Here is a 26,975-nt window from a genome sequence, read left to right on the forward strand (position 1 = left end):
CCCGTTGCTGCGCCTGCCCGGTGCCGCGACAGACGGCCCTTGGCGCGCAATCAGGGTTTCCCTCGATAGAGTGGGGTCATGTATGCTACGGCGCTTCCTGTAACTCCACTTCCCGCAGGGTTTGGGCATGGACGCGCCGCTTCTTGGTGTCGAACAACCCGGACAGTGCACCGAAGAGGATTAGGCCACCCCTATCCAGTTCAAAAGTAGCCATGCACGAACAATATCAGCCCCGTGAAATAGAAAATGCCGCCCAAACCTTCTGGGACGAGCAAAAGTCCTTTGAAGTCAGTGAACAGCCAGGCAAGGAGACTTACTACTGCCTATCGATGTTCCCTTACCCCAGCGGCAAGCTACACATGGGGCACGTGCGCAACTACACCATCGGCGACGTGATTTCGCGCTACCAGCGCATGCTCGGCAAGAACGTGTTGCAACCCATGGGTTGGGACGCCTTCGGCATGCCGGCAGAAAACGCCGCGATGAAAAACAACGTGGCGCCCGCCAAGTGGACCTACGAAAACATCGCCTACATGAAGACCCAGCTGCGCAGCCTGGGCCTGGCGGTGGACTGGTCCCGCGAGGTCACCACCTGCAAGCCCGATTACTACCGCTGGGAACAATGGCTGTTCACTCGCCTGTTCGAAAAAGGCGTGATCTACAAAAAAAGCGGCACCGTGAACTGGGACCCGATCGACCAGACCGTACTGGCCAACGAACAGGTCATCGACGGTCGCGGCTGGCGTTCCGGCGCGCTGATCGAAAAGCGCGAAATCCCGATGTACTACTTCAAGATCACCGCCTACGCGGATGAACTGTTGTCGAGCCTCGACGATCTGCCGGGCTGGCCTGAACAGGTCAAGACCATGCAGCGCAACTGGATCGGCAAATCCAAGGGCATGGAAGTGCAGTTCCCGTACAACGTCGACTCCATCGGCGAAGCGGGCGCACTCAAGGTGTTCACCACCCGCCCCGACACCCTGATGGGCGCGACCTACGTCGCCGTGGCCGCCGAACACCCGCTGGCCACCCAGGCCGCACAGAACAACCCTGAGCTGCAGGCGTTCATCGCTGAATGCAAAGGTGGCAGCGTGGCCGAAGCCGACGTCGCCACCCAGGAGAAAAAGGGCCTGCCAACCGGCCTGTTCGTCGAGCACCCGCTGACCGGCGAGAAGCTGCCAGTATGGGTCGCCAACTACGTATTGATGCACTACGGCGATGGCGCCGTCATGGCGGTGCCGGCCCACGACGAGCGCGATTTTGAATTCGCCACCAAGTACAACCTGCCGATCAAGTCGGTCGTACGCACCAGCTCGGGCGACACTAACCCCGCTCCGTGGCAAGACGCCTACGGCGAGCACGGCACGCTGATCAACTCCGGCGAATTCGACGGCCTGGATTTCCAGGGCGCGTTCGACGCCATGGAAGTGGCCCTGATCAAGAAAAACCTCGGCGCCTCGCGCACCCAGTTCCGCCTGCGCGACTGGGGCATCAGCCGCCAGCGCTACTGGGGCTGCCCGATCCCGATCATCCACTGCCAAACCTGTGGTGACGTGCCGGTGCCAGAAGACCAACTGCCGGTCGTGCTGCCAGAAGACGTAGTGCCGGATGGCGCTGGCTCGCCGTTGGCACGCATGCCTGAGTTCTACGAGTGCAGCTGCCCTAAATGCGGCGCGCCGGCCAAGCGTGAAACCGACACCATGGACACCTTCGTCGAGTCTTCGTGGTACTACGCTCGTTATGCCTCGCCGCACTATGAAGGTGGCCTGGTGGAGAAATCCGCAGCCGACCATTGGTTGCCGGTGGATCAGTACATCGGTGGCATCGAACACGCCATCCTCCACCTGCTGTACGCGCGCTTCTTCCACAAGCTGATGCGTGACGAAGGCCTGGTGAGCTCCGATGAGCCGTTCAAGAACCTGCTGACCCAGGGCATGGTGATCGCCGACACTTACTATCGTCGCGAAGCCAATGGCGCCTACACCTGGTTCAACCCGGCGGATGTCGAGCTTGAGCGTGACAGCAAGGCCAAGGTCATCAGCGCCAAGTTGAAAGCCGACGGTTTGCCGGTGGAAATCGGTGGCACCGAGAAGATGGCCAAGTCCAAGAACAACGGCGTCGACCCACAGTCGATGATCGACCAGTTCGGCGCCGACACCTGCCGCCTGTTCATGATGTTTGCCTCACCGCCCGATATGAGCGCCGAATGGTCCGACTCGGGTGTCGAAGGCTCGCACCGTTTCCTCAAGCGCGTCTGGCGCCTGGCCCACGCCCATGTCAGCCAGGGCCTGCCGGGCAAGCTGGACCTCGGCGCCTTGAACGACGAGCAGAAAGCCGTGCGCCGCAGCATCCACCTGGCTATCCGCCAGGCCAGCCAGGACGTCGGGCAGAACCACAAATTCAACACCGCCATCGCCCAGGTGATGACGCTGATGAACGTGCTGGAAAAAGCCCCGCAGGCGACCGAACAAGACCGTGCGCTGATCCAGGAAGGCCTGGAAACAGTTACCCTGTTGCTCGCGCCGATCACGCCGCACATCAGCCATGAACTGTGGAGCCGCCTGGGCCACAGCGGTGCCGTCATCGATGCCGCCTGGCCGGTGCAGGATGACAGCGCCCTGGTACAGGACACGCTGCAACTGGTCATCCAGGTTAACGGTAAACTGCGTGGCCAGATCGACATGCCGGCCAGCGCCAGCCGTGAAGAGGTTGAAGCAGCTGCACGTATCAATGAGAACGTGCTGCGCTTTACCGAAGGCCTGACCATCCGCAAGGTGATCGTGGTGCCCGGCAAACTGGTCAATATCGTCGCCAGCTAAATCGGATCGGGCGCGGGGCTTGGGCCCCACGCCGAACTAAACCTTTAGGGCCCGAGAAGGCCCACCTGGTTTCAAGGGGAGCAACAAAATGATCAAACGCAATCTGCTGGTTATGGGCCTTGCCGTGCTGTTGAGCGCTTGCGGCTTCCAGCTGCGCGGCACCGGCACCAATGAGCTGTCGCTCAAGGAACTCGACGTCAGCGCCCGCAACGCCTACGGCGAAACCGTCACCCAGCTGCGCCAGACCCTGGAAAACAGCGGTGTGCACGTGTACAACGGCGCGACCTACAAGCTGATCCTGACGGATGAACGCGAAACCCAGCGCAATATCAGCTACGCCAGTGCCGGCCGTGCGTCCGACGTTGAATTGAACACGGCGCTGATGTTCGAAATACAAGGCCGTGATCAGCTGCCGCTGATGGGTGACAAGATCCAGGTGCAGAAAGTGGTGAGCCACGACGGCAACAACCTCGTGGGTTCGGACTCCGAGACCATCCAGGTGCGCAAGGAAATGCGTCGTGAGCTGATCCAGCGCATGATGACTCGCCTGCAAATGCTCACCCCGGAAAAACTGGCTGAGCTGCAGCAAGTGGCCGACAACAAGGCCAAGGCTGACGCCGACGCCCTGAAAGCCGCGCAGGAATATGAAGACAACACGCCGAAACAGTCGCCTGTTGAAGTCCCTGTCGAGTAAGCCAGACGGGGCGCCCCTGGCGCCCCGTTCGCCCCGCCTATGAAACTTGCCCCCGCCCAACTCGCCAAACACCTGCAAGGTGGCCTTGCGCCTGTGTATATCGTCAGCGGCGATGACCCGCTGCTGTGCCAGGAAGCGGCCGACGCGATCCGCACCGCCGCACGCCAGCAAGGCTTCGATGAACGCCAAGTGTTCAGCGCTGACGCCAGTTTCGACTGGGGCACGCTGCTGCAAGCTGGCGCGAGCATGTCGCTGTTTGCCGAGAAACGCCTGCTGGAACTGCGCCTGCCCTCGGGCAAGCCGGGCGATAAAGGCGCGGCAGCCCTGATGGAATACTGCTCGCGCCCCGCCGAAGACACCGTGTTGCTGATCAGCCTGCCCAAGCTCGACGGCAGCGCGCAGAAAACCAAGTGGGGCAAGGCCCTGGTCGAAGGTCCACAGACTCAGTTCATCCAGATCTGGCCGGTGGACAGCAACCAGTTGCCGCAGTGGATTCGTCAGCGCCTGTCGCAATCAGGCCTGGCGGCGACACAGGACGCCGTGGAGCTGATCGCCGCTCGGGTCGAAGGCAACCTGCTTGCCGCCGCCCAGGAGATCGAAAAGCTCAAGTTGATGGCTGAAGACGGGCAGATCACCGTCGAAACCGTGCAAGGCGCAGTGGCCGATAGCGCGCGCTTTGATGTGTTCGGCCTGGTGGACGCCATCCTCAACGGCGAGCCGGCCCACGCGTTGCGCATGCTCGAAGGCCTGCGCGGCGAAGGGGTGGAACCACCGGTGATCCTCTGGGCCCTGGCCCGTGAGCTGCGCGTGTTGGCGAACATTGCCCTGCAATACAGCCAGGGCACCCCGCTGGACAAATGCTTCAGCCAGGCCCGGCCACCGGTGTGGGACAAACGCAAACCCCTGATGAGCAAAGCCCTGCAACGGCACTCGGCGCAACGCTGGGCGCAACTGCTGCTGGAAGCACAGCGCATCGATGCACAGATCAAAGGCCAGGCAGCCGGCTCGCCATGGATGAGCCTGAGCCGTCTGTCGCTGCTGATGGCCGGCCAGCGCCTGGCATTGCCTGCCGAATAACCCCCTCAGCACCACACCACAAAACCCTGTGGGAGCTGGCTTGCCTGCGATGGCGGCGGGCCAGATGGCCCATTTGCTCCTGATACAGCTCTGTAGCGCTCAACGCTAACCACGATGCGAAGCGAGCCGCTCTTGATCTTGCTCTTGATCTGCTTTTGATCTCAGGCGCCCCGTCAAACCACGCTGGCCGGAATTCGACAGGGATTTGGGGGGTAAACCGGCAGGGATGCCGGTTTAGCCGCCCCGCGCCATGGATGGCGCGTGGCGGCGGCCCCCCAAATCACTGGCGGATTACGGGCACACCGAGCCTAAGCGAGGTGCCGAGTGGTGGGGCAAGAGCGTTTTGCTTACTTTTGCGCTTTTCAAAAGTGAGCCGCCGTCAGGGCGGAACCCTAAGTAGCCGTTACCGCAGCAATGGATATGTACACCATCCAACTGTGTTGACTGCCAGGCGGCCATCGCAGGCAAGCCAGCTCCCACATTTGGATCCTGGGGCGCCAGGGAGATAAGCGCCGGCTGTCAGGCCGTCGCGGGAGCAAGCCCCCACATGGACTCTGCCCACCACTTATTTGCGACATTTCCCACCTATCGCCGGGCTTTACAGCCAGCCCACTTCGGCAGATGATTTGCACCGCCACATTCCACCCCAAGCGAGAGAACCCACCATGAGCAAAAAGCCATCCAAGCATGGCCCCAACAAGGCCAAATCCATCATCGCCCAGCCCTTGTTCCGCAGCCGCCAGGAACGCGCCGGCAAAGGCAAAGGCAGCTACCGCCGCGAAGCCTTCCAGTCTAATAGCTGGGAGGCTTCTTACTTTCTGGCTGCCTGAAGGCAAGCGCCCCTCTGGCATGATAAGGTCTGTACCTGATTGGTAATCCCTGGACCTGTGCATGCCCTCTAGTCTTTCCCGTCGTTGGCACCTACGCCAATTGATCGCTGCCTCCAGCCTCATTCTGCTCGTCGCCTGCGCCGAAAAGCCCACGGCTGCGGACGCTCAACCCCTGCCCAAGCTCCAGACCGCCCCGGCTATTGCGCCTGCCGTGGTTGCCCCATTGGCAGTGGACAATCTCGATATCCAACCCACCCAGACCTTTGCCGAGTGGCAGGCTGGCTTCCGTGCACAAGCCCTGCAAGCCGGGATTACGCCCGCGGTGTTCGATAACGCCTTTGCCGGCGTCACCCCCGATATGGCGGTGATTCGTGCCGACCGCAGCCAGCCAGAGTTTTCCCGCCCGGTGTGGGAATACATCGAGGGCGCCCTGTCGCCGCTGCGCGTGCGCAATGGCCAGGCGTTGCTGGTCAAGTACGCCGATATCCTGCAGCGCATCGAAGAACGCTATGGCGTTGACCGCCAGGCACTGGTCTCGGTGTGGGGCATGGAAAGCAACTTTGGCCAGTTCCAGGGCAATAACTCGGTAATCCGTTCCCTGGCCACCCTGGCTTACGAAGGCCGTCGCCCGGCCTTTGCACAAGCGCAACTGCTGGCGGCGCTGCAGATCATCCAGCATGGCGATATCCAGGCTGACCAGATGAAAGGTTCCTGGGCCGGGGCGATGGGCCAGACCCAGTTCATCCCGACCACCTACAACACCCACGCCGTGGACTTCGACGGTGACGGTCGCCGCGATATCTGGAACAGCCCGGGCGATGCCCTCGCCTCCACCGCGCACTACCTGCAAAGCTCCGGCTGGCAAAAAGGCCAGCCGTGGGGTGTTGAAGTGCAGCCGCTGCCGTCGGGCTTCGACTACAGCCTGGCCGATGGTGGCGTGCGCAAGACCGTGGCGCAATGGCTGCAACTGGGCATCCAATTGCCGCCTGGCGTAAGCCTGCCGGCGAATGTCGACCAGCTGTCCGCCGCCCTGCTGCTGCCGGCCGGCTACCGTGGCCCGGCATTCCTGGTGCTGGATAACTTCCGCGCGATCCTCAAGTACAACAATTCGTCGTCCTACGCACTGGCGGTTGGCCTGCTGTCGGAGCGGTTTGGCGGTGGCGGTGTGATTCGGGGCAGTTGGCCCAAAGATGAGCTGCCATTGAGCCGTTCGCAACGCATCGACCTGCAGACGGCGCTCAGCGCCAAGGGCTACGACGCGGGTAATGCCGACGGGATTATTGGCGCCAACACGCGCAAGGCGATTCGGGCTGCACAGCAGGCGCTGGGCTGGCCGGCTGATGGGTATCCGACAGTGAAGTTGCTGGAGTCGCTGCAGAGCCAATAGATCGTTGTATGACGGCTACCGCTTTCGCGAGCAAGCCCGCTCCCACATGTTGAATGCATTTCAAAATGTGGGAGCGGGCTTGCTCGCGAAAGGGGCCCAACAGGCGCCCATTATTTAAAGACTACATCCTGCTCCAGCACCACCCGCTGCTCCCCCGCATCCAGGCGCACCAAGGCACCCATCGGCAATGTCAGGTTCGGGTCGCAATGCCCACTGCGCCAGCCCGCCAGCACTGGAATGCACAGCGGCGCAAAGGTCTGCTTCAACAGACGCGCCAGCGCCAGGTTATCCACACCGGCCACATCCCCTACAAGCACACCGGCAACTTGAGCCAGCTTGCCCGCCAACCGCAGGTGAGTCAGCAATCGGTCGATGCGATAAAGCGGTTCGTTGACGTCTTCGATAAACAGGATGATGCCATCGGCGTCTAGTTCGTACGGCGTGCCCATGACGGCGGCGATCATCGACAAGTTACCGCCCAGCAAGCGCGCACAGGCCACACCCGGCTCGATGGTGGTCAGCGGGTAGGCCATCGGGTGCGGCAGCACACTGCCGGCGCCCCGTTGGCCACGCAGCAGGCTGAACAACGAGGACTCGGTGGGCGGCTGTTTGCCGCCGAGCAGGTCGGCATTGAGCATCGGGCCGTGGAATGTCACAAAGCCCGCGTAGCGGTTGATCGCCAGGTGCAAGGCGGTGATATCGCTGTAGCCCACAAACGGCTTGGGGTTGGCACGCAGCAGGTCGAAGTCCACGGCATCCAGCAAACGGGGCGTGCCATAGCCGCCACGCAGGCAAAGGATGGCATCGATGTCGGGGTTGGCGAAGGCCGCATGCAAATCGCGCAGGCGCACTTCATCGCTACCGGCCAGGTAGCCGTCGCGTTCGTGCACACCCGGGAAAATATGCAGGTCGTAGCCACGGGCACGCATCCATTGCCTGGCTTTTTCAACATCCAACTCGGCAGGGCCGGCGGGGGCGATCAGGCCGAGGGTGCCTTCGGGGCGCAGTGCAGGTACGGCGGCACTCGGTAGAGCGGTCATCCATGTTCTCCCTATCTGTAATGCAGAACCCAATGTGGGAGCGGGCTTGCTCGCGAAGGCGCCGTGTCAGTCAATGGATCAGGTGACTGACACGGCGCCTTCGCGAGCAAGCCCGCTCCCACACAAGCCCGCATTTCACATTGATGCTGGGGGCGGCTTACGAAACCAGGCTCGCCTTGACCAGCTTGGCCTGCTCATCGGCGTGGTACGAAGACCGCACCAACGGGCCCGAGGCCACGTTCTTGAAGCCCATCTTGTAGCCTTCCTCGGCGAACCAGGCGAAGGTGTCCGGGTGCACGAAGCGCTGCACCGGCAAGTGGCTGCGGGAGGGTTGCAGGTACTGGCCCAGGGTCAGCATGTCGATGTCGTGTTCGCGCATGCGCTTCATGACTTCGATGACTTCTTCGTCGGTCTCACCCAGGCCCAGCATCAAGCCGGACTTGGTCGGAATGTGCGGCATCATCTGCTTGAATTTCTGCAGCAGGGTCAGCGACCACTGGTAGTCCGAACCCGGGCGCGCAGCCTTGTACAGGCGCGGCACGGTTTCCAGGTTGTGGTTGAACACATCCGGCGGCTCGGCGGCGGTGATTTCCAGGGCGACGTCCATACGGCCACGGTAGTCCGGCACCAGGGTTTCGAGCATCACGTTCGGCGACAGCTTGCGGATCTCGCGGATGCAGTCGGCAAAGTGCTGGGCACCGCCGTCACGCAGGTCGTCGCGGTCCACCGAGGTGATCACCACGTACTTGAGTTTGAGGTCGGCGATGGCGATGGCCAGGCTTTCTGGCTCGTTGACGTCCAACGGCTTCGGACGGCCGTGGCCGACGTCGCAGAACGGGCAGCGACGGGTGCAGATGTCACCCATGATCATGAAGGTGGCAGTGCCGCCAGAGAAGCACTCGCCCAGGTTCGGGCAGGACGCTTCTTCGCATACGCTGTGCAACTTGTGTTTGCGCAGCAGCGACTTGATACGGTCGACTTCCGGCGAAACCGGGATGCGCACGCGAATCCAGTCGGGTTTTTTCGGCAGCTCGGTGGTCGGGATGATCTTGACCGGGATGCGTGCAACCTTCTCGGCGCCGCGCAGCTTGACGCCGGCTTCCACCTTGGCACGCGGGGCCGGGGCTGGACGCTCAGTGATGTCCAGCGTCGGGATCATGGTTTGCACAACATCAGTAGTCATATCAATCGATTCCGCCCGTCAGGGTCGTCTGCTCTGCATAGTCGAGGTGTTTGACGAGCTGCGCGCGCAGCCGGGCACTTACCTCGGCAAATTCAATGGATGTTGCATGGTCACTCAACTGGGTCATTGCAAGCCCGGCATAACCGCACGGGTTGATGCGCCGGAACGGTGCCAGGTCCATGTCCACATTCAAGGCCAGGCCATGAAAGGAACAACCGTGGCGAATGCGCAGCCCCAGGGAGGCGATTTTCGCGCCATCCACGTACACACCCGGTGCATCGGGCTTGGCCACGGCGGTCACGCCGTAACTGGCCAACAGCTCGATCAGGCACGTCTCCATGCGGCTGACCAGGTCGCGCACGCCAAACCCCAGCTTGCGCACGTCCAGCAGCAGGTAAGCCACCAGTTGACCGGGACCATGGTAAGTCACTTGGCCACCTCGGTCGACCTGCACCACCGGAATATCACCCGGCAGCAGCAAGTGCTCGGCCTTGCCGGCCTGGCCCTGGGTGAAGACCGGCTCGTGTTCCACCAGCCAGATTTCATCCGGGGCCGAGGTGCCGCGCTCATTGGTAAAGCGCTGCATGGCATGCCAGACCGGCTCATAGGCCATCCGGCCGAGCTCGCGAAAGCCCAGGGTTTGCGACATCACAGCACCATGTGCACGAAGCCGGTGGCCCGCAGTTCGCTGTTGATGTCGTAGAGCTGGTCTTGACCGGTCGCAACGATGTGCAACTGGATAGTCGTGTACTTACCGGTGGTGCTGGAGCGCTCATCCACCCGGTTATCGTTGATCGTCGCATGTTTACGCACGATCTCAAGAATCGTGTCTTTGCGGCCCACACCGGTGTCGCTGATTACCTTGATAGGATAATCCGTCACAGGGAATTCGATTTTTGGCGCTTTTACTTCTTTATCGGTCATGGCAGAACAGCCTCGTAAGCGCTAAGCCGTGGCGACGGGCAAAGCCCCGCGTTGGATCAACGCGGGGCTTTGCAGGTGCACACAATCAGTTGAACAAGCCGTAGAAGAATAGACGGATGCTATCCCATACGCGGCGGAAGATACCACCTTCCTCGACAGCGTCCAGTGCGATCAGGTCGGCGCTGTGCACCACCTTGTCGTCCAGCTTGACTTCAACCTTACCGATCACATCACCCTTGGCGATTGGCGCAACCAATTGCGGGTTCAGGGTCATGCTGGCGGCGAGCTTTTTGAGCTGGCCTTTAGGCATGGTCAGGGTCAGGTCGTCGGCCAGGCCGGCCTTGACTTGCGAAGTCGCGCCCTTCCACACCGGCGCGGTCGCCAGCTCAGCACCCTTCTGGTAGAAGGTCTGGGTTTCGAAGAAGCGGAAGCCGTAAGTCAGCAGTTTTTGCGTCTCGGCCGCACGGGCCTGCTCGCTGTTGGTGCCGAATACCACGGCGATCAGGCGCTGGCCATCACGTACGGCGGACGACACCATGCAGTAGCCGGCTTCGTCGGTGTGGCCGGTTTTCAGGCCATCGACGGTCTTGTCGCGCCACAGCAACAGGTTGCGGTTAGGCTGCTTGATGTTGTTCCAGAAGAACTCCTTCTGGGAGTAGATCGCGTAGTGCACCGGGTCAACGCGGATGATCGCGCGCGCCAGGATCGCCATGTCGTGAGCCGACGAATAGTGCTCTGGGTTTGGCAGGCCAGTCGGGTTCATGAAGTGGCTGTTGGTCATGCCCAGCTCGCCGGCGGTTTTGTTCATCATGTCGGCGAAGGCGTCTTCGCTGCCGGCGATGTGCTCGGCCAGGGCGACGCTGGCGTCGTTACCGGACTGGATGATGATGCCGTGCAGCAGGTCGCTCACGGTGACTTGCGAACCCACCTTGATGAACATCCGCGAACCACCGGTACGCCAGGCGTTTTCGCTGACGGTCACCGGGTCGTTTTCGCCGATCTGGCCGCGACGGATTTCCAGGGTCGCGATGTAGGCGGTCATCAGCTTGGTCAGGCTGGCAGGCGGCAGGCGCACGTCACCGCCGTTTTCGACCAGCACGTTGCCACTGGCGGCATCCATGAGTACCCAGGACTTGGCGGCCAGTTGCGGGGAGGCCGGCACCATCTCAACCGCCCAGGCGGCTGGGGTGATGATCAGCGAGATAAGCAGGCACGTACGTTTGGCTAAGGTGGTGATGTTCATCCGTCTCTCGAAATTGCTTATGGAAACTTGCCCTCGCGGGCAAAACTATTCAGACAGCCCGCTTCCAGACTGTCACGTGTTCGGTTGCCCGCTCACCCCTTGCCCCTGGGTTTTTATTGTTCAACGAGCCAACAACCAGGGTTCAAGCGCGCAGGCGCGCCTGAGCCATCAAACCGTTACTGCTTATTCTGCGGTGACCACGCTGGGTTGCCCCAGGTTGGCCAGGCGCACGCTGTTCTGCACTTGCGCCACTTCGCTTGGCGAGCCGATCGGGCCCATGCGTACACGGTGCAAGGTTTGCTGGTTACGCACGATGGAGCTGATGAAGACCGGCGCGCTGACCATGCCGCTGAGCTTGGACCTTAACAGTTCTGCCGCATCCGGGTTGGCGAAAGCGCCGACCTGCAGGTATTGCCCACCGGCCATGGAGGCGCCCGCTGCCGCATGCGGTACCACCACGGTATCAGGCGCATGCTGCGCCGGTGGCGGCGTCCACTGCTCGATCTTGCCGGTCGAGGCCGTCACTTGCGGTTGCGGGGTAGCCGGTTCGTTGAGCATCAACGGCGCCGGTTTGCCACGCTGGGCCCAGTACTGCGCCGGGTCGATGCCTTCGACCTTGACCCGTGCGGTGCCGGTTTCGGCATAACCGAGTTTCTTGGCGGCCGCGTAGGACAAGTCAATGATGCGGTCCGAATAGAACGGCCCGCGGTCATTGACCCGCAGGATCACGGTACGGTTGTTGTCCAGGTTGGTCACGCGCACATAGCTGGGCAGCGGCAGGGTCTTGTGCGCCGCGCTCATGCCGTACAGGTCATACACTTCGCCGTTGGCGGTGTTCTGGCCATGGAACTTGGTGCCGTACCAGGACGCGGTGCCCGATTGCACGTAGGTCTTGGATTCCTGCAGCGGGAAGTAATTCTTGCCCAGCACGGTATAAGGGTTGGCCTTGTACGGGCCGGTGTGCAGGGTGGGCGTGGCGTCCGGGATTTTCGATACATCCACATCCCACCACGGCGCGCCGTCTTTGTGCGCGCGGTTGATGTCCAGGCCCGGCTGGGCGCGGACCACCGCACCGCCCGCCTTCTTGGCCGGCGCACGGTTAGGGGTGGTGGAACAACTGGCTACCAACAAGGACAACGCGGCGAACGCCACCAGCTTGAGCGGTTTTTTGAACGGCGATACCCGCATTACTTGTTGCCCCGTGCTTGAACCAGCTCATCTGACAGCTGATGCACGGCCATGGCGTACATCACACTGCGGTTATAACGCGTGATTGCGTAGAAATTCTTCAGGCCCATCCAGTATTCAGGGCCATTTGCGCCTTCCAGGCGGAATGCCGTCACCGGCATGTCATCGCGTGGCGCATTCTGACTCGACCAGCCCAGCGCTCGCAACTCCCCAACGGTCTTGACCGGTTCGATACCTTGGGTCAGGCCCTCGTCGGCGCGCTCGCCCGTGACATCGGCGCGGATAACCACCGGCTCGCCGCCAACCCAACCGTGGCGCTTGAAGTAGCTGGCCACGCTGCCGATGGCATCGTCGGGGTTGCTCCAGATATTGATGTGCCCGTCACCGTCGAAATCCACCGCATAGGCGCGAAAGCTGCTGGGCATGAACTGCGGCAAGCCCATCGCCCCGGCGTAGGAGCCCTTGAGGCTCAGCGGGTCGACCTGCTCTTCGCGGGCCAGCAACAGGAATTCGCGCAGTTCCTTGCGGAAAAACTCGGCGCGGGGCGGGTAATCGAAGCCCAGGGTCGACAAGGCGTCGATCACCCGATAGCTGCCGGTGTTGCGCCCGTAAAAGGTTTCGATGCCGATGATCGAGACGATCACCTGGGCCGGCACGCCGTACTCTTGCTCGGCGCGGGCCAGGACTGCCTCGTGCTGGCGCCAGAAGTCCACGCCGCGGGCGATGCGCGCATCAGTGAGGAACATCGGGCGATAGTCCTTCCACTGCTTTACGCGTTCGGCGGGGCGAGAGATGGCGTCGAGGATCGCCTGCTTTTTCTGGGCTTCGCGGAACACGCCCATCAGCTGCTCGCCGGCAAAACCGTAGTCGCGGGTCAGCTCACCGACAAATTCGGCGACCTGGGGAGAGCCATCGTAGTCACCGGCCTGCGCCTCTTGCGTTGCCCCCAGCAGCCCAATCAGGCCCATCCAGGTCGCATGCCGAGTCGCCCAGCCGCGCATTACTTGCATTGACATCTTCACCTTATTCAAACCTGTGCGATCCACTTGCGATGCGTATGAATCGACATCAAAACCCCAAACGCTGACAGCAATGTCACCAGCGAAGTTCCGCCGTAGCTAATGAATGGCAACGGCACCCCAACCACCGGCAGCAGGCCACTGACCATACCGATGTTGACGAAAACGTAAACAAAAAAAGTCATGGTCAGGCTGCCGGCGAGCAATTTGCCGAACAGCGTCTGCGCCTGGGCCGTGATCACCAGGCCGCGACCAATCAACAGCAGATAGATCAGCAACAACGCGCAAATGCCCACCAGGCCGAACTCTTCGCCCATCACCGCGATGATGAAGTCAGTATGGCTCTCGGGCAAGAAGTCCAGGTGGGACTGGGTGCCCAGCAACCAGCCCTTGCCAAATACCCCGCCGGAACCAATGGCCGCCTTGGACTGGATGATGTTCCAGCCGGTGCCCAACGGGTCGCTCTCCGGGTCGAGGAACGTAAGGATCCGTTGCTTCTGGTAGTCGTGCATAAAGAAGAACCACATGGCCACGGCCACGGGCACGGCGGCGGCCAGCACGCTGAGGATCCAGCGCCAGCGCAATCCGCCCATGAACAATACGAACGCGCCACCGGCGAGGATCAGCAACGAGGTGCCCAGATCCGGCTGGCGCACGATCAGCACGAAGGGCACGCCGATCAGGATCAGGCTGATGGCCACGTGCTTGAGCTGCGGCGGCAAGGTGCGCTTGGACAGGTACCAGGCAATGGTGGCCGGCATCAGGATCTTCATGAATTCCGACGGCTGGAAGCGAATCACCCCGGGGATGTTGATCCAGCGTGTGGCGCCCATGGCGTTGTGGCCCATGACGTCCACCACCACCAGCAGCAACACGCCGGCGACATAGCCCAAGGGCACCCAGCGCGCCATGAAGCGCGGCTCCAGTTGGGCGATCACCACCATCGACAGCAGGCCCAGGCCAAACGAGGACGCCTGCTTGATCAGCAAGTCCCAGTTCTTGCCGCTGGCCGAATACAGCACGAACAGGCTGCCGGCCGCCAGGGTCAGCAGCAGGATCAGCAAGGGGCCATCAATGTGCATGCGTTGCAGCAACGTCGCACGGCGACGCATCACATCTTCGCTGGAGAGGATGCGGTCAAAATTACTCTTCACGGGCCGTAACCTCGGGGCTTGAAGGGGGGCCGCCATACTCGGGCTTGAGCCGGCCATCGTCGGCCAGCAGCCAGGCGTCCATGACCTGGCGTACCACTGGGGCCGCGACGCCGGAGCCGGACTCGCCGTTCTCGACCATCACGGCCACCACGATTTTCGGGTCTTCCGCAGGGGCAAAGCCGACAAACAAGGCGTGGTCGCGGTGGCGTTCCTGCACCTTGGAACGGTCATACTTTTCGCCCTGTTTGATCGCGACCACCTGGGCCGTACCACTCTTGCCGGCAATGCGGTACTGCGCGCCGATTGCCGCCTTGCGTGCGGTGCCGCGAGCACCGTGCATCACCTGCTGCATGCCGTGGTTGACCTTGGCCCAGTCGGACGGGTCACGCAGCACGATGTCCGGAATCGGATTGTCGTCCACCGGCTTTTCACCTTCGATGGTCCTGGCCAGGTGCGGTCGGTTCCACACGCCTTTGTTCGCCACCAGCGCCGTGGCCTGGGCCAGTTGCAGCGGTGTGGCCTGCATATAGCCCTGGCCGATACCGAGGATCAGGGTTTCGCCGGGGAACCACGCCTGGCGGCGGGTCGCACGCTTCCACTCCCGCGACGGCATCAGGCCGGGGGATTCTTCGAACATGTCCAGGGAGACTTTCTGACCGAGGCCGAACTTACCCATGTAGGCAGACAGCCGATCAATCCCCAGCTTGTGGGCCAGGTCATAAAAATAGGTGTCGTTGGAGCGCATGATCGCGGTATCCAGGTCGACATAGCCGTCACCGGAGCGGTTCCAGTTACGGTATTTATGGTCATAGTTGGGCAGCATGTAATAGCCAGGGTCGTACACCCGGCTTGAAGCCGTGACCACACCAGCATCCAGGCCGGCAATCGCCACCGCCGGCTTGATGGTCGAGCCCGGTGGGTACAGGCCGCGCAAGACGCGGTTGAACAGCGGCCGGTCGATGGAATCACGCAGCTCGGCGTAGGCCTTGAAGCTGATGCCGGTCACAAACGGGTTGGGGTCGAAGCTGGGCTGGCTGACCATCGCCAGCACTTCGCCGGTCTTCGGGTCCAGCGCCACTACGGCACCCCGTCGACCGCCCAGGGCCATCTCGGCAGCTTCCTGCAACTTGATGTCCAGGCTCAGGACAATGTCCTTGCCCGGCACCGGGTCGGTGCGCTTGAGTACCCGCAATACGCGGCCACGCGCATTGGTCTCGACTTCCTCGTTACCTACCTGGCCATGCAACTCGGCCTCGTAGAAGCGCTCGATGCCGGTTTTGCCAATATGGTGGGTGCCGCTGTAGTTGATCGGGTCGAGGGTTTTCAGCTCTTTCTCGTTGATCCGCCCCATGTAGCCAACGGAGTGGGCAAAGTGCGGCCCTTGCGGGTAATGCCGCACCAACTGCGCCACCACTTCCACACCTGGCAGGCGGAACTGGTTCACCGCAATGCGGGCGATCTGCTCTTCGGTCAGCTCGAACAGAATCGGCACTGGCTCGAACGGCCGGCGCCCCTGCCGCATGCGCTTCTCGAAAACCACCCGGTCTTCCGGCGTCAGTTGCAGCACCTCGACGATGACATCGAGCACCTGCTTCCAGTCGCCGGAACGTTCGCGGGTCATGCTCAGGCTGAAGCTGGGCCGGTTATCGGCAACCACTACGCCATTGCGGTCGAAGATCAGCCCACGGGTCGGCGGAATCGGCTGCACATGCACCCGGTTATTTTCCGACAGCGTGGAGTGATAGTCGTACTGGATCACCTGGAGGAAATACAGCCGCGCAATCAGCACGCACATCAGCACCACCACCAAAACAGCACCGAACACCACCCGCGCGCGTACCAGACGTGCGTCTTTCTCGTGGTCCTTGATGCGGATCGGCTGGGTCATCGGGGGCGGCGCAGACTATTTGTGGTAAGGGTGCCCGGACAGAACTGTCCAGGCGCGATACAGCTGTTCACCGATCAGAATCCTTACCAACGGGTGCGGCAACGTCAGCGCCGACAGCGACCAGCGCTGATCGGCTCGCGCACAGACTTCCGGCGCCAGCCCTTCGGGGCCGCCGACCATGAAATTGACCGTGCGCGAATCCAGGCGCCAGCGATCCAGTTCCACCGCCAGTTGCTCGGTGCTCCAGGGCTTGCCGTGCACTTCAAGGGTGACGATGCGCTCATTGGGGCCGACCTTGGCCAGCATGGCTTCGCCTTCCTGACGGATAAAGCGCGCCACGTCGGCGTTCTTGCCCCGGGTATTGAGCGGTATTTCCACCAGCTCAAGCGACAGCTCAGCGGGCAGACGCTTGGCATATTCGTGCCAGCCTTCTTCCACCCACTTGGGCATGCGTGAACCGACAGCGATCAGACGCAGGCGCACAGCCGTTCCTTATTCCTGGTCTTTGTTGAGCTTGTCGAAGTGCGCGTGGCCCACTTCCGGGCTGTGGTGCTTGCCATCGGCAGCACGGCTCTGCTCGGCGCCTTGCCACAGACGCTCCAGGTCGTAGAACTGGCGAGCGTTGGAGGTCATCATGTGAACGATCACATCGTCCATGTCCAGCAACACCCAGTCGCTGTCGCCCTTGCCTTCTTCACCCAGTGGCTTGACGCCCTGGGCTTTGACGGCTTCACGAACCTTGTCCAGCATCGCGCCGATCTGGCGGTTGGAGGTACCGGTGGCGATGATCATGAAGTCGGTGATGCTCTGCTTGTCGCGCACGTCCAGCACCTGGATGTCCTGGGCTTTAACGTCTTCCAGGGCAGCCACGGCGACTTTCACCAGCTCTTCGCCAGCCAGTTCCGGGCCAACATGGGCTTCAACCGGCAGCGGTGCGCTTTTGAAGGTGCCTTTGCGCTTAACTTTGCTTACGTCTTTGTTCGTCATATAAAACTCGTTTTGCTCGTATGTTCGGGCGCTTGCTGCACGGTTCGTGCGTTCAAGCGCGCCTTTTTAGTTCGACGCACGGTAAAGCCCGTGCGCATCGATGTAGGCCAGGACCGCGTCAGGCACCAGGAAACGTACCGACTTCCCGCTGGCCAGCAGTTGACGGATCTGGGTGGCGGACACCGCAAGCGGGGTCTGCCAGACGAATGCAATATTCCCGTTCGGCCCGGTCAGGGCCAAGGGGTCACTTACCGACCGCGCGGCCAGCAGGTTGCGCAAGGCATCCGGCGGTTCGCTGTCGGCATCCGGGCGTTGCAAAACCAGGATGTGGCAATGCTGGAGGAGTTCCTCCCAGCGGTGCCAAGAGGGCAGGCCGCAAAATGCGTCCCAGCCCAAAAGCAGAAACAGTGGGTCATCTGCGGCCAATTCGGCGCGCATCAGCTCCAGGGTGTCGATAGTGTAGGACGGTTTATCGCGCTTGAGTTCGCGATCGTCCACCACCAGCGGCGATATACCTTCTACGGCAACACGCACCATTTCCAGGCGTTGCTCGGCGGCCACCTGCGGCGTGTCGCGATGGGGCGGCCGGAAATTGGGCAGCAGGCGCAGCTCATCCAGCGCAAGGGCATCCGCAACTTCCAGGGCACTGCGCAAATGGCCGATGTGCACGGGGTCGAAAGTACCGCCGAGCAGCCCGATGCGTTTAGTCATCAAGTGCGCACATGACCGTCGCCAAACACCACGTACTTCTCACTGGTCAGCCCTTCGAGGCCCACCGGGCCGCGTGCGTGGAGCTTGTCGGTGGAAATACCGATCTCCGCCCCCAAGCCGTACTCGAAGCCGTCGGCAAAACGCGTCGAGGCGTTGACCATCACCGAAGCGGAATCCACTTCGTTGAGGAAACGCCGGGCATCGCTGAAATGCTCGGAAACGATGGCGTCGGTGTGCTTGGAGCCATAGGTATTGATGTGTTCGATGGCCTGGTCCAGGTCGTCGACGATGCGGATCGACAGGATCGGGGCCGTGTACTCGGTGTACCAGTCCTGCTCGGTCGCCTCGATGACGTCCGCGCCCAGCAACGCCCGGGTGCGCTCGCAACCGCGCAGCTCTACCGACTTGTCACGGTAGATGGCAGCCAGCGGCGGCAGCACGCGCTCGGCAATGCCGGCGTGCACCAGCAGGGTTTCCATGGTGTTGCACGGCGCATAGCGGTGGGTCTTGGCGTTGTCGGCAATGCGGATCGCCTTGTCGAGGTCGGCGGCAATGTCGATGAACACATGGCAGACGCCGTCCAGGTGCTTGATAACTGGCACCTTGGCATCGCGGCTGACGCGCTCGATCAGGCTCTTGCCACCTCGCGGTACGATCACGTCGACGAATTCCGGCATGGTGATCAAGGCACCCACGGCGGCGCGGTCGGTGGTTTCCACCACTTGCACCACTTCAGCCGGCAACTCGGCCACGGCCAGGCCCTGCTGGATGCAGGCGGCGATGGCGCGGTTGGAGTTGATCGCCTCGGAACCGCCACGCAGGATGGTGGCGTTGCCCGACTTGAGGCACAGGCTCGCGGCGTCGATGGTCACGTTCGGGCGCGACTCATAGATGATGCCGATCACGCCCAGGGGCACGCGCATCTTGCCCACCTGGATACCGGACGGCAGGTAACGCATGTCGCGAATTTCACCGATGGGATCAGGCAGCTTGGCCACCTGACGCAGGCCTTCGATCATGTCGTCGATACGCGCCGGGGTCAGCGCCAGGCGGTCCAGCAAGGCTGGCTCCAGGCCATTGGCGCGCCCATTGGCCAGGTCCAGCTCGTTGGCGGCGGTCAGCTCGGAGCGCGAAGCATCCAGAGCATCGGCAGCCGCCAGCAGCGCACGGTTCTTCTGCGCAGTGCTCGCACGGGCGATCAACCGCGAGGCCTGCCGGGCAGCGCGACCCAGGCGGGTCATGTAGTCAAGAACGGACTCAGTCATGGTCAGGGAGTCTTGGCAAAGAGGAAAGCGGCAGATTATAGCTGTGACGCCGCCCGACTGACAGCGGTGAGGGGCGGATGGTCGAAATGAACTGTAAAAACCCCAGGTTCAGGCGTAATTAAGCTGAGAGTTGTTATGATTCGGTCACATTTAGCCGTATCAACCCTTGACCGCCATGCCCGATTTTTTGCCCCAGCTCCCCGCCAGCCCCCTGCCCGATAGCTTCTTCGACCGCGACGCGCAACTGCTTGCCCGCGAACTACTCGGAAAAGTCATTCGCCATCGCGTGGGCGATCTCTGGCTTTCGGCGCGAATTATTGAAACCGAAGCCTATTACGTGGCCGAAAAAGGCAGCCACGCCTCACTCGGCTACACAGAAAAGCGTAAGGCTTTGTTTCTGGATGGTGGCCATATCTACATGTACTACGCCCGTGGCGGTGATTCGCTGAACTTCAGCGCCCATGGCCCGGGCAATGCCGTGTTGATCAAATCGGCCTATCCCTGGGTCGATGACATTTCCGGCGCGGCGAGCCTGGCGCAGATGCTGTTGAACAACCCCAACCCCGATGGCAGCCCACGCCCCTCGCAAAAGCTGTGTGCGGGCCAGACGCTGCTGTGCAAGGCACTGGGCCTGAAAGTGCCGATGTGGGACGCCAAGCGCTTCGACCAGGAACTGCTGTATGTCGAAGACGTGGGCCAAGTGCCCACGCAGATTATCCAGACCACGCGCCTGGGTATCCCCAGCGGGCGCGATGAGCACTTGATGTACCGCTTCGTCGATGCTGGCTATGCGCCTTATTGCACGCGGAACCCGCTGCGTCGGGGGCAGGTCGAAGGCCGGGATTATTTTTTGATTTGATGATATCCGCAACACAGCGGATCCAATGTGGGAGCGGGCTTGCTCGCGAATGCGGCGTGTCAGTGCAGGAATCTGTGTCTGACACACCGCATTCGCGAGCAAGCCCACAATTGAATCTTCAGTGTTTTTGAATATGTATGCATGGAGTGGATTGTATGGGCCAATGGCTCGATAGCATTACCGGCTGGTTGACCCTCAACCCACAATGGCTGGCAGCGGCGGTGTTTATTGTCGCGTGCGTGGAGTGTCTGGCGATTGCCGGGTTGATCGTGCCAGGCACGGTATTGCTGTTTGCAATCGCCGCGTTGGCTGGCAGCGGTGCGCTGTCGCTGAGTGAAACCCTGCTGCTGGGCTTCCTCGGCGGTTTGTTGGGCGACGGCGTTTCCTATTACATGGGCCGCCACTTCCATCAGAACATCCGGCGCCTGCCCGGCCTGCGCCAGCATCCTGAATGGATGAACGGCGCAGAAACCTACTTCCACAAGTACGGGATTGCCAGCCTGTTGGTCGGGCGTTTCATCGGACCATTGCGCCCTATGCTGCCGATGGTGGCGGGTATGTGCGACATGCCCTTCCCGCGCTTCGCCGCCGTGAGCATCATTGCCGCAGCGGGCTGGACCGTGGCCTACCTGCTGCCGGGCTGGGCCGCCGGCGCCGCGTTCCGCCTGCCGTTGCCGGAAGGTTTCTGGCCGGAAGCGGCGATTATCGCGGCGTGCCTGGCGGTGCTGCTGGGGCTGAGTTTGAACAGCAGTTGGCGTGGGCATCGGCGCGCCACGTTGTGGATCGGTTGCGCCAGCCTGGTGTTGTTGATCGCACTGTTTATCGGCTACCCCCATCTCAATGACTTCGACCAGGGCCTGAGCGCCCTGGTGCAGGAACATCGCAGCCCGTGGCTGGACGAAGTGATGGTGCGGGTCACCCAACTGGGCGAGTTCAAGAAGATGTTTTTCGCCAGCGCGGTGTTCACTGGCCTGTTGCTGCTAGCGCGGCAATGGCGCCACGCCGTGTTTGTCGGCGCCACCCTCGCCGGCGCGGCAGTGATCAACACCGGCACCAAGCTGTTCTTTGCCCGTGGCCGCCCGGAAATCCTCACCGACCCGCTGACCAGCTTCAGCATGCCCAGCGGCCATGCCTCCGGTGCCTTTGCCTTCTTCCTGGCGCTCGCGGTATTGGCCGGTCGCGGCCAACCCACGCGGCTGCGCCTGACCTGGATGCTGTTGGGCTGCATTCCGGCGGCGTTCATTGCCTTGTCGCGGGTCTACCTGGGCGCCCATTGGCCTACAGACATCCTGGCCGGCACATTGCTGGCCATGACCGTATGTGCGTTCAGCCTGACGGCAATCGAGTACCGCAGCCCATTGCCAGCCATGTCGCAAAAAGCCTGGTGGCTGGTGCTGCCCGCCGTGGTGGCCGTGCTCGGTTTTATCGCCTTTACCGGCACGCCCCACGCCCTGCTCAGGTACGCCTACTGACCCTTGGCCGGGCCGATCCAGTCCACGGAGGCACTGCGCCGTTCAACGCAACGTTCGCGGCGCTCCAGCAGCATCTCATCGGCCACTTCGGCGGCGCGCTCGGCGATGTACTCCGCGCCCCGCGAGGCTTGCTGCTGGAGTAATTGCGTGGTCACGCTGACAAAATAAGCGTCCCACGCGACTTGTTCCGAAGGTGTCAGCCGAATCATGGTTATCTCCGATCATTGTTGTGTGATCGGAAAATAGTGCAGGCGACGCAGTGGAGACGACCGAGCAAAGTCTGAAAGCTCTGTCAGGCAAATCCGAACCTCAGGTGAACAGTTCGCCCTGCAGTTCATCGAGCAACATCTGGATCGCATCCAAGCGTTGCTGTGGGTCGTCCAGTTGCAGCAAGTCGATCTTGTCGGCCTCGGTAAACGGCAGCAGATAGGCCAACCGGTTGCCCAGGGCTTGCTGGCCTTCGACGTCACCGCCCATGTCCAGCGAAGCCACCATCGGGTGCTCGGCCAGGGCCTCGAGCAACGCCAGTAAGTCGGCGTCTTCTTCGCCCAGTGGCGGGTCCGGCAACTCTTGCAGCCATTGCACGTCGGCCACCAGCAATTGGTCTTTCTGGACGTCGGTCTCATGCACGCGGAAACGACGCCCCCCTTCGACGCGAATGCCCAGCAGGCCGTTGTCCTGCTGTTTGAAGTCACGAATCAGCGCTTCACAACCGACAAGCGCATAACCGTCAGGGGCCATGCCCACCTCTGAGCCATCCAGGATGCACACCACACCAAAGCCTTCGCCCTTTTTCATGCAACGGCCGATCATGTCCAGGTAGCGCGCCTCGAATATCTGCAAGTCGAGGGTGCAGCCTGGGAACAGCACAGTGTTGAGGGGGAATAGCGCCAGACTCATAACGGCTTCCTTAAAACCTGGTTTAAACAATGACCGACACCGCCAACGGCAGGAACACCGCCGTGGCCACGCCCATCAAACTCATGGCCAGCGCCGCGAAGGCGCCGCATTCTTCGCTTTCCTGCAGGGCCACCGAAGTACCGACGGCGTGGGCGGTCATGCCCAAAGCCATGCCGCGCGCTTCGGGGCTGCGTACACCCAGGCGCGTCAAGAGCGCTGGGCCGATCATCGCGCCGACCACCCCAGTGATCAACACGAACACCGCTGCCAAGGCCGCCACGCCGCCGATCTGCTCGGCCACCAGCATGGCAATCGGCGAGGTCACCGACTTGGGCGCCATGGTCATCAGCACTCTGTGTTCGGCACCAAACCACCACCCCAACGCCACACAAAGGCCGGTGGCCAATACCCCGCCTACCACCAGCGTAGTAAAAATCGGCCAGAACAATTGGCGAATCCGTCGCAGGTTCAGATAAAGCGGCACCGCCAGGGCCACGGTCGCAGGCCCCAGCAGGATGCCCATGATCTCGGTGCTCTTGCGGTATTCGGCGTAGCTCAGGCCGCAGGTGAGCAGCACGCCGATCACCAGTAGCATCGACACCAGCACCGGCTGCAGGAAGATCCAGCGGGTTTTCTCGAACCCCGCCAGCACCAGTTGATAGGCGCCCAGGGTGATACCGATACCGAACAGCGGGTGATGAATGACCGCCGTCCAGGCGCCTTGCCAGTCGAGGATCATTGGTCCTTCTCCTTGCGCTTGACCATCTGCTGCATCAGCACACCGACAAAGCCCATGGCGATCACCAGCGACAACACCAACGCCCCGACGATGGCCCAGAAATCCGCCACGATGTCCTTGGCGTACACCATCACCCCCACGGCCGGCGGCACCAGCAGCAGTGGCAGGTAACGCAACAGGCTGCCGGCCGCCAGGCTCAGGGGCTCGCCGACTTCACCGCGCCAGACCAGAAAGCCCAGCATCAGCAGCAAGCCGATGATCGGCCCCGGCAGCACCGGCACCAACAAATGATTGATCGCGGTGCCGATCAATTGAAACAGCACCAGCCAGGTCAGGCCACGTAACAGCATCCCGCTCTCTCCCCCTCAACGCTCGCGCGCATTATAAGCATGCCCGCCCTATGCTCCGGCATTCGCCAAAAGCATCTTGGGTTGACCGGGCTGATTGCCCATGATGATCTACATTGGTTCTCTGTCACCGATAAAAACGCCCGTTACCGATGGGCAAAAATGATGAACCAAGGAGAGACGCAATGCCCTATGTACCCGTAGCGCAGCTCAAAGATTACGTCGGCAAGGAACTGGGACGTTCCGAATGGCTCACCATCGACCAGGCGCGTATCAACCTGTTCGCAGAAGCCACCGGCGATCATCAGTTCATCCACGTCGACCCGGTCAAGGCCGCGCAAACCCCGTTCGGCAGCACCATCGCCCACGGGTTCCTGTCGCTGTCGCTGATGCCCAAGCTGATGGAAGACATCCTGATCATGCCCGAAGGCTTGAAGATGGCCGTCAACTACGGCCTGGACAGCGTGCGCTTTATCCAGCCGGTGAAAGTGAATTCCAAGGTGCGCCTGAACGTCACCCTCACAGACGTCACCGAGAAGAAGCCGGGCCAATGGCTGTTCAAGGCCACGGCCACCCTGGAAATCGAAGGCCAGGAGAAGCCGGCTTACATCGCCGAGTCGCTGTCACTGTGCTTCGTATAACCACCACACCCCCACTGTAGGAGCGAGCTTGCTCGCGAAGGTCGTCATCGATAACGCGTGCTGGCTGAAAAAATGCGGCGCCTGTGAGTTTTTCGCGGGCAAGCCCGCTCCTACAGGTGATGGATCCTGCGCATAGACCACTAGGTTCGGCACCCCGGCTACGGCATACTCGGCGCTCAATTATCCGGATCCCGCTATGCGCCCACTCGCTCCCCTTGCCCTTGCCCTGTTGCTCACCGCTTGCGGAGACGGCGAATCGCTGTTGCCGCCCGATGCGCGCCTGCCCGATGGCGGCCGCTACCGTGGCGATGTGATCAACGGTTTGCTGCAAGGCCAAGGCCGTGTGGACTACCCCAATGGCAGTTGGTACGCCGGCCAGTTCGACAAAGGCCAGTGGCACGGCCAGGGCGAATGGCACGGCAGCAATGGCGAAGTCTATAAAGGCGAATTCAAGCAGGGCCTGTTTGACGGCCAGGGCAGCCTGACCACCTCGGGCAGCAGCTACGTGGGCGGCTTCAAGAACGGTCGACGCAACGGCGAAGGCACCCTCAAAGAGGGGCAGATGACTTATCGCGGCGAATTCCAGGACGACCAGTACTCAGGCCTCGGCCGCCTGGAACTGGCCGACGGCAGCCAGTACCAGGGCCAGTTCGCCCACGGCAAGCCCAATGGCGAAGGCCAACGCAATGACGACAGCGGCAACCAGTTCAGCGGCCGTTTTGTCGATGGCCAACTGGAAGGCAATGGCACCTTCAACAGCGCCGAGGGCGATATCTATGTCGGCCAATTCAAGCAGAACCAGCTCAACGGCAAAGGCCGCTATGAGAACGCCGACGGCGATGTGTGGATCGGCCAGTTCAAGGAAGGCGCGCTGACCGGCAAAGGCGAATTGATCGGGGTCGATGGCAGCCACTACGTCGGCCAGTTCAGTGACTGGCGCTTTACCGGTGAAGGGCGTCTGAACCTCACCGATGGCAGTTTCTATATCGGAGGCTTCGACAGCGACAACTATCAAGGCCGTGGCACCCTAGTACTCACCGACGGCACCGTGCAGTCCGGCACCTGGGTCAATGGCCTGCGCGTACGCGACGCCGAGGGCAAGCTGCTGCCCGACCCACTGGAGACCGGCATACTGGCCCAAGGCCGCTTGCTCGATGACGCCCTGGCAGCCGTGCCCGCGTCCACCCCAGCCGTGGAGCTGTACACCCTGGTGCTGGCCGGTGACGGCAAACAAAGCGTGTTCCTGCGCGAAGCCGATTACGTCAGCAACCTGCTCGCCACCCGCTTCGGCGCGCGCGGGCAGGTGCGCCTGGTCAACCACCGCGACCACATCGCCGACCGCCCTCTGGCCACCCGCGAAAGCCTGCGCCGCTCGGTGCAAACCCTGGCCGAACGCACCGGGCCGGAAGACCTGGTGTTCATTTATATGACCAGCCATGGCACCCATGAGCATGAACTGGTGCTCGACCAACCGCGCATGGAACTGGCCGACCTGCCCGCCGATGAACTAGCGGCCGTGCTCGCACCACTGAAAAACCGTGACAAGGTCATCGTGATCTCCGCCTGTTACTCCGGCGGCTTCATACCGGCGCTCAAAGATGAGCGCACCCTGATCATGACCGCCTCCCGCGCGGACCGCGTGTCGTTCGGCTGCTCGGAAGAAGCAGACTTCACCTACTTCGGTGATGCCCTTTTCGCACAAGCTTTCAACCAAACGGATGATTTGCAACACGCCTTCAAACTGGCACAACTGCACGTAGCCGAACGCGAACAGGCGGACAATTTCGAAGCCTCCGAACCGCAGATCTGGGCACCTAAAGGCGTGATCGCCCATTGGCAATTATTACGTAAACAGCAGGCACGAAAGGCGCTCGAAAGCGTCTCAATGAATAGCAAGGAAGCCAAAGGCAACTAAGCTGTAACGTGTAACAAGGGGGAAACACCATGTACCTGACACCGCAGCATATCTTGCTGGCCGGGGCTTCCGGCCTCACGGGCGAACACCTGCTCGACCGCCTGCTCAACGAACCCACCGTGACCCGCGTGCTGGCACCCAGCCGCAAACCATTGGCTGAACATCCACGCCTGGAAAACCCGGTGGGCGACCCGGCGGTGTTCCTGCCGCAACTGAGCGGCCGCGTGGATATCGCCTTCTGCTGCCTGGGCACCACGATCAAAAAGGCCGGCTCGGAAGCTGCGTTCCGTGCGGTCGACCTGGACATGGTGGTGGCTTTCGCCAAGCGCGCACGGGAACTGGGCGCGCGGCATCTGATCGTGATCAGCGCAATTGGCGCCGACCCGAAATCCTCGGTGTTCTACAACCGCGTCAAGGGGGAAATGGAACTGGCGCTCCGAGCGCAAGACTGGCCACAGTTGACCATCGTACGTCCGTCGCTGCTGCTGGGCGAACGACTGGAACCGCGCCTGGCCGAGCAGTTGGCCGGGCCTTTGTCACGGCTTATTCCGGGCAAGTACCACGGTATTGAAGTCTGCGAACTGGCCCGCGCCATGTGGCGCCTGGCGCTGGAAGAACAGGATGGCGTGCGGGTGGTGGAGTCGGACGAGTTGCGCAAGCTCGGCAAGTAATGATGCGGGGCTGGTACTGGCC

27 protein-coding genes are annotated in these 26,975 nt (G+C 61.9%); 10 read left to right on the forward strand and 17 right to left on the reverse strand.

Annotated elements, in window-relative coordinates; translation table 11 throughout:
- The first annotated feature begins 212 nt into the window (after positions 1 to 212).
- The 5 genes from leuS (at position 213) to N2A98_RS23410 (ending at position 6,807) form a co-directional block, all read left to right on the forward strand.
- Positions 213 to 2,819: a leucine--tRNA ligase gene (leuS, locus tag N2A98_RS23390; protein WP_032895163.1), complete on the forward strand. Its 2,607-nt coding sequence runs from the start codon at positions 213 to 215 to the stop codon at positions 2,817 to 2,819.
- An 88-nt stretch (positions 2,820 to 2,907) separates the two neighbouring features.
- Complete coding sequence (gene lptE, locus N2A98_RS23395; RefSeq protein ID WP_014720078.1) at positions 2,908 to 3,513, forward strand: LPS assembly lipoprotein LptE; 606 nt, start codon at positions 2,908 to 2,910, stop codon at positions 3,511 to 3,513.
- Between the two features lie 39 nt (positions 3,514 to 3,552).
- On the forward strand, positions 3,553 to 4,590 hold the full coding sequence (gene holA / locus N2A98_RS23400; RefSeq protein ID WP_032895162.1) for a DNA polymerase III subunit delta: 1,038 nt from the start codon (positions 3,553 to 3,555) through the stop codon (positions 4,588 to 4,590).
- A gap of 665 nt (positions 4,591 to 5,255) precedes the next feature.
- Positions 5,256 to 5,420, forward strand: coding sequence for an alternative ribosome rescue factor ArfA (gene arfA, locus N2A98_RS23405; RefSeq protein ID WP_003176285.1), 165 nt, complete (start codon positions 5,256 to 5,258; stop codon positions 5,418 to 5,420).
- A 61-nt stretch (positions 5,421 to 5,481) separates the two neighbouring features.
- Positions 5,482 to 6,807 carry a lytic murein transglycosylase gene (locus tag N2A98_RS23410; RefSeq protein WP_044268967.1) on the forward strand — a complete coding sequence of 442 codons (1,326 nt, stop codon included), beginning with the start codon at positions 5,482 to 5,484 and terminating at the stop codon, positions 6,805 to 6,807.
- Between the two features lie 110 nt (positions 6,808 to 6,917).
- Here N2A98_RS23410 and N2A98_RS23415 read toward each other — a convergent pair whose 3' ends face one another.
- From N2A98_RS23415 to N2A98_RS23475, 13 genes are all read right to left on the reverse strand, one after another.
- Positions 6,918 to 7,847: an LD-carboxypeptidase gene (locus N2A98_RS23415; RefSeq protein WP_275622713.1), complete on the reverse strand. Its 930-nt coding sequence runs from the start codon at positions 7,845 to 7,847 to the stop codon at positions 6,918 to 6,920.
- 157 nt (positions 7,848 to 8,004) lie between these two features.
- Complete coding sequence (gene lipA, locus N2A98_RS23420) at positions 8,005 to 9,006, reverse strand: lipoyl synthase (RefSeq protein ID WP_161794304.1); 1,002 nt, start codon at positions 9,004 to 9,006, stop codon at positions 8,005 to 8,007.
- A 25-nt stretch (positions 9,007 to 9,031) separates the two neighbouring features.
- A complete protein-coding gene (gene lipB / locus N2A98_RS23425) occupies positions 9,032 to 9,679 on the reverse strand; it encodes a lipoyl(octanoyl) transferase LipB (RefSeq protein ID WP_275622714.1) in 648 nt (215 codons plus the stop codon).
- On the reverse strand, positions 9,679 to 9,954 hold the full coding sequence (locus tag N2A98_RS23430) for a DUF493 domain-containing protein (protein ID WP_003194466.1): 276 nt from the start codon (positions 9,952 to 9,954) through the stop codon (positions 9,679 to 9,681). The genes lipB and N2A98_RS23430 overlap by 1 nt, the downstream gene beginning before the upstream one ends.
- 85 nt (positions 9,955 to 10,039) lie before the next feature.
- Positions 10,040 to 11,197 (reverse strand): D-alanyl-D-alanine carboxypeptidase family protein, encoded by a 1,158-nt coding sequence (locus N2A98_RS23435; protein ID WP_003194468.1) that lies wholly within the window; start codon positions 11,195 to 11,197, stop codon positions 10,040 to 10,042.
- Positions 11,198 to 11,380: 183 nt separating this feature from the next.
- Positions 11,381 to 12,385 carry a septal ring lytic transglycosylase RlpA family protein gene (locus N2A98_RS23440; protein ID WP_078803896.1) on the reverse strand — a complete coding sequence of 335 codons (1,005 nt, stop codon included), beginning with the start codon at positions 12,383 to 12,385 and terminating at the stop codon, positions 11,381 to 11,383.
- A complete protein-coding gene (gene mltB / locus N2A98_RS23445; RefSeq protein ID WP_047711860.1) occupies positions 12,385 to 13,395 on the reverse strand; it encodes a lytic murein transglycosylase B in 1,011 nt (336 codons plus the stop codon). Before mltB ends, N2A98_RS23440 begins: the two co-directional genes overlap by 1 nt.
- A gap of 17 nt (positions 13,396 to 13,412) precedes the next feature.
- Complete coding sequence (rodA, locus tag N2A98_RS23450) at positions 13,413 to 14,516, reverse strand: rod shape-determining protein RodA (RefSeq protein WP_044268991.1); 1,104 nt, start codon at positions 14,514 to 14,516, stop codon at positions 13,413 to 13,415.
- A 31-nt stretch (positions 14,517 to 14,547) separates the two neighbouring features.
- Entirely contained in the window at positions 14,548 to 16,446 is a 1,899-nt protein-coding gene (gene mrdA, locus N2A98_RS23455) for a penicillin-binding protein 2 (RefSeq protein WP_003194477.1), read from the reverse strand.
- A gap of 15 nt (positions 16,447 to 16,461) precedes the next feature.
- Complete coding sequence (gene rlmH / locus N2A98_RS23460; RefSeq protein WP_003176297.1) at positions 16,462 to 16,929, reverse strand: 23S rRNA (pseudouridine(1915)-N(3))-methyltransferase RlmH; 468 nt, start codon at positions 16,927 to 16,929, stop codon at positions 16,462 to 16,464.
- Between the two features lie 9 nt (positions 16,930 to 16,938).
- Positions 16,939 to 17,433, reverse strand: a complete 495-nt coding sequence (gene rsfS / locus N2A98_RS23465) for a ribosome silencing factor (protein ID WP_275622715.1) — start codon at positions 17,431 to 17,433, stop codon at positions 16,939 to 16,941.
- A gap of 66 nt (positions 17,434 to 17,499) precedes the next feature.
- Complete coding sequence (gene nadD, locus N2A98_RS23470) at positions 17,500 to 18,144, reverse strand: nicotinate-nucleotide adenylyltransferase (RefSeq protein ID WP_003194480.1); 645 nt, start codon at positions 18,142 to 18,144, stop codon at positions 17,500 to 17,502.
- Positions 18,144 to 19,409, reverse strand: a complete 1,266-nt coding sequence (locus tag N2A98_RS23475; RefSeq protein WP_034126904.1) for a glutamate-5-semialdehyde dehydrogenase — start codon at positions 19,407 to 19,409, stop codon at positions 18,144 to 18,146. The genes nadD and N2A98_RS23475 overlap by 1 nt, the downstream gene beginning before the upstream one ends.
- A gap of 175 nt (positions 19,410 to 19,584) precedes the next feature.
- Here N2A98_RS23475 and N2A98_RS23480 point away from each other — a divergent pair, with 175 nt between their 5' ends.
- The gene (locus N2A98_RS23480) at positions 19,585 to 20,268 is read left to right on the forward strand and encodes a DNA-3-methyladenine glycosylase (protein ID WP_047711861.1); all 684 of its coding nucleotides are present in this window, start codon (positions 19,585 to 19,587) and stop codon (positions 20,266 to 20,268) included.
- A gap of 155 nt (positions 20,269 to 20,423) precedes the next feature.
- Complete coding sequence (locus tag N2A98_RS23485; protein ID WP_275622716.1) at positions 20,424 to 21,740, forward strand: bifunctional DedA family/phosphatase PAP2 family protein; 1,317 nt, start codon at positions 20,424 to 20,426, stop codon at positions 21,738 to 21,740.
- On the opposite strand, the gene N2A98_RS23490 is transcribed toward N2A98_RS23485, so the two are convergent.
- The 4 genes from N2A98_RS23490 to N2A98_RS23505 all read right to left on the reverse strand — a co-directional run bounded on the left by N2A98_RS23490 (position 21,734) and on the right by N2A98_RS23505 (position 23,729).
- A complete protein-coding gene (locus tag N2A98_RS23490; protein WP_032895144.1) occupies positions 21,734 to 21,949 on the reverse strand; it encodes a hypothetical protein in 216 nt (71 codons plus the stop codon). The genes N2A98_RS23485 and N2A98_RS23490 overlap by 7 nt on opposite strands.
- Before the next feature lie 100 nt (positions 21,950 to 22,049).
- Positions 22,050 to 22,640: an LON peptidase substrate-binding domain-containing protein gene (locus N2A98_RS23495; RefSeq protein ID WP_047711863.1), complete on the reverse strand. Its 591-nt coding sequence runs from the start codon at positions 22,638 to 22,640 to the stop codon at positions 22,050 to 22,052.
- A 22-nt stretch (positions 22,641 to 22,662) separates the two neighbouring features.
- Entirely contained in the window at positions 22,663 to 23,379 is a 717-nt protein-coding gene (locus N2A98_RS23500; RefSeq protein WP_032895141.1) for an LrgB family protein, read from the reverse strand.
- Entirely contained in the window at positions 23,376 to 23,729 is a 354-nt protein-coding gene (locus tag N2A98_RS23505; protein ID WP_003194494.1) for a CidA/LrgA family protein, read from the reverse strand. Before N2A98_RS23505 ends, N2A98_RS23500 begins: the two co-directional genes overlap by 4 nt.
- A gap of 182 nt (positions 23,730 to 23,911) precedes the next feature.
- Between N2A98_RS23505 and N2A98_RS23510 the strand changes: the two genes are divergently transcribed.
- The 3 genes from N2A98_RS23510 (at position 23,912) to N2A98_RS23520 (ending at position 26,953) form a co-directional block, all read left to right on the forward strand.
- Positions 23,912 to 24,367 (forward strand): MaoC family dehydratase, encoded by a 456-nt coding sequence (locus N2A98_RS23510; RefSeq protein ID WP_003194496.1) that lies wholly within the window; start codon positions 23,912 to 23,914, stop codon positions 24,365 to 24,367.
- Positions 24,368 to 24,563: 196 nt separating this feature from the next.
- A complete protein-coding gene (locus tag N2A98_RS23515) occupies positions 24,564 to 26,282 on the forward strand; it encodes a C13 family peptidase (RefSeq protein ID WP_044268988.1) in 1,719 nt (572 codons plus the stop codon).
- 29 nt (positions 26,283 to 26,311) lie between these two features.
- A complete protein-coding gene (locus N2A98_RS23520; protein ID WP_014720096.1) occupies positions 26,312 to 26,953 on the forward strand; it encodes an oxidoreductase in 642 nt (213 codons plus the stop codon).
- The last annotated feature ends 22 nt before the right edge of the window (positions 26,954 to 26,975 follow it).

Source organism: Pseudomonas sp. FJ2-5-13 (assembly GCF_029201605.1).
GTDB classification, from domain to species: Bacteria; Pseudomonadota; Gammaproteobacteria; order Pseudomonadales; family Pseudomonadaceae; genus Aquipseudomonas; species Aquipseudomonas lactis.